2 protein-coding genes are annotated in these 2,659 nt (G+C 58.4%); both read right to left on the reverse strand.

Annotated elements, in window-relative coordinates; genetic code table 11:
* Positions 1-366: 366 nt before the first annotated feature.
* Complete coding sequence (locus tag ACV1FX_RS41605; RefSeq protein ID WP_473123266.1) at positions 367-1,572, reverse strand: IS91 family transposase; 1,206 nt, start codon at positions 1,570-1,572, stop codon at positions 367-369.
* A gap of 10 nt (positions 1,573-1,582) precedes the next feature.
* Positions 1,583-2,464 (reverse strand): site-specific integrase, encoded by an 882-nt coding sequence (locus ACV1FX_RS41610; RefSeq protein WP_473123267.1) that lies wholly within the window; start codon positions 2,462-2,464, stop codon positions 1,583-1,585.
* Positions 2,465-2,659 lie beyond the last annotated feature (195 nt).

Genomic DNA, 2,659 nt, shown 5'->3' on the forward strand with positions numbered 1-2,659 from the left:
ATAATAGAGAGCGTTTTTAGATTGGCGGCGCGTGGTTTCGGTACCCAACGCGAGCACTCGCGAGGGCGCCGGTAATCTAAAAACGTGTTGGACGAAGCCGCGGGCACACCGCTGCAGCTATGGGTGTTGAATCACTGCGCCGTTATTTGTGAAACGTCGTGATCTGAACAGGAGACAAGTCCAAAGCGGACATTATCACGAAAGTACTGGACGGAAGCGACATCTGGGAAGCGAAGTAGCCGAAAAATGCGAAGCGCCGGAGGTTTGACGTCGGAAGAACGACAACAGGGCATCGATCGGCTGCCACGGCGGCCGGAAGAATTGCGAAATGGAAGGTGGCGGTTCTTGGTTGATCGAGGTCTCGCATCAAGAAGTGTCCGGTGAACGAGCGGCACTGAACGAACCTGGCTGCAAGACCTCGACGCACACCATGTGGCCTTGATGACAGGATGGACATTGACGCAAGGAAGCGGCATTGCAGTGCTCAGCCTTCTCGGGGCAATCGGATGGCTCTTCCGGCTCCGAATGAGCATCGGCGGATATCATTCCGAGCAGTTCACGGCAGCGAGCGAGCTTTTGCTTGCGGTAGCGGTTACCCAGAAAACCATAGTAGCGAATACGTTTGAAGCCTTCGGGCAGGACATGGATGAGGAAACGCCGAATGAATTCCCCGGCGTCCAGCGTCATTACTTTCTGCTGGCTTCCGTGGCGGTAATCCTTCCATCGAAAGCGTACTTTGCCGTCTTCGATATCGATGAGACGGCTGTTGCTGATCGCTACCCGATGCGTATAGCGGCCGACATAGTGCACAACCTGTTCAGCGCTGCCAAATGGCGGCTTGGCGTAGATGACCCAATTGATTCTGCGGACATCGTTCAGATAACGCTGAAACGCAGCCGGATCACGCAACGGTTCCAGCGATGAGAAGAATTGTAGCTCGCCGGTATCGAACGACTTTTGCAAGGCGCTGAGAAATAGGCGCCGGAACAGACGGGAAAGCACGGCCACGGGAAGAAAGAAGCCGGGCCGGCACGCGATCCAGCGGCTGCCATCCGGGGACAATCCTCCTCCAGGAACGACGCAATGGAGGTGGGGATGGTGAAGGAGGTTCTGGCCCCAAGTATGAAGGACAGAAAAGAACCCGATCTCCGCACCGAGATGCGTGGGGTCGGCAGCGATAGTCCGCAAAGTCTCTGCAGCTGTGCGGAACATAATATCGTACACGGTGCCGGCATTTTGGAATGCGATCGCTGCGATTTGGTCGGGTATCGTGAAAACAACGTGAAAATACTGCGTATCGAGAAGCTCCGCCTGTCGGGCTTCGATCCATTCTGCCCGCGCGAGCGATTGGCACTTGGGGCAGTTGCGCGAGCGGCAGCTATTGTAGGAGATCCGCCGCTCTCCGCAGTGATCGCACTGCTCGACATGGCCACCGAGCGCGGCCGTTCGGCAGCGCTCGATCGCCGTCATTGCTGCACGTCGTTCGGTCGATAGAGACCTCCAGTGCTGCTCGCGCCAGGCAGCACCATAGCGGCGGAAGATATCCGCCACTTCCGGACCTGAGCGTCCCATGGGGCCGCCGTCAGAAATGTTCAGGCGGCGGCGATGGTAGTGCCTTAGTGATTGGGCGCGGCAGCAGCTCCAGCGGGCTGGTCGCCGCACAGACTTTGTTCGTGGCTATCCGGAGATATTGCGCGGTTGTGGACAGGCTGCGATGGCCAAGCAAGAGCTGGATGGTGCGAAGATCGGTGCCGGCCTCGAGTAGATGGACGGCGAAGGCATGCCGTAGCGAATGCGGCGTCACGGGCTTGGCAAGGCCGGCTAACCGATGCGCCTTGCTGCAGGCGTCCTGCACCGCGTTGGTCGATATCGGCTCGTTGGGGATACCGCCGGGAAACATCCACGTCTTCGGCCGGACGGCGCGCCAATAGTCGGTCAGTGTCCCCAGCAACCGTGCCGAGAGCATGACGTAACGGTCTTTCTTCCCCTTGCCTTGATCGACGCGCAGCACCATCCGCTGTCGGTCGATGGCTTCCGGCTTCAGGCGCCCCGCTTCGGAAATGCGCAGACCGGCGGCGTAGCATGTCGTCAGGATCACTTGATGCTTGAGGCTCTCCACGCAGCCGAGGAAGTGCAGCACCTCTTCGGGACTGAGGATGACGGCGAGCGTCTTGGGCACCTTTGGACACGGAATGATGAGGTCGAAATCCCATTCGAAGCCGAGCGTGACACGGTAGAAGAAACGGAGCGCTGAGACGGTCACGTGGATCGACTTCGGCGCCAGCTTCTTCTCGTTCGTTAGATAGACTTGGTAGGCGCGGACTTCTTCCGGCCCAAGCAAAGCCGGTGACTTCGCAAAATGGCGGGCGAACTGCGAAACCTGCAGCAGATAGGAATCCTGCGTATGCGGTGACAAGTTGCGGATCTGCATGTCGTTTATCATGCGTAACCGAAGCGGGGTCATTGAAGGCTCCTTGGCAAAACACGAAAACTGCCCGAGGGCAGCAACGCCATCTTGCTCGAAGCCAAGCCTATGAACGCTGCAAATTACGTCTCACCAGGGCACGCCAAAGCAGTTACAGTTGCTTCAGCCGCATTCCTTCATCCGACGATGGGCCACTCTTGCCGAGTGTTCTGCCGCGGAGCGGCTTCGTCCAAT

This window comes from Bradyrhizobium ingae (assembly GCF_055791185.1).

Excerpts from the sequence above, each read along its gene's own strand:
- ACV1FX_RS41610 (WP_473123267.1), bottom strand. The coding sequence starts at position 2,464 with ATGACCCCGCTTCGGTTACGCATGATAAACGACATGCAGATCCGCAAC.
- ACV1FX_RS41605 (WP_473123266.1), bottom strand. The coding sequence starts at position 1,572 with ATGGGACGCTCAGGTCCGGAAGTGGCGGATATCTTCCGCCGCTATGGT.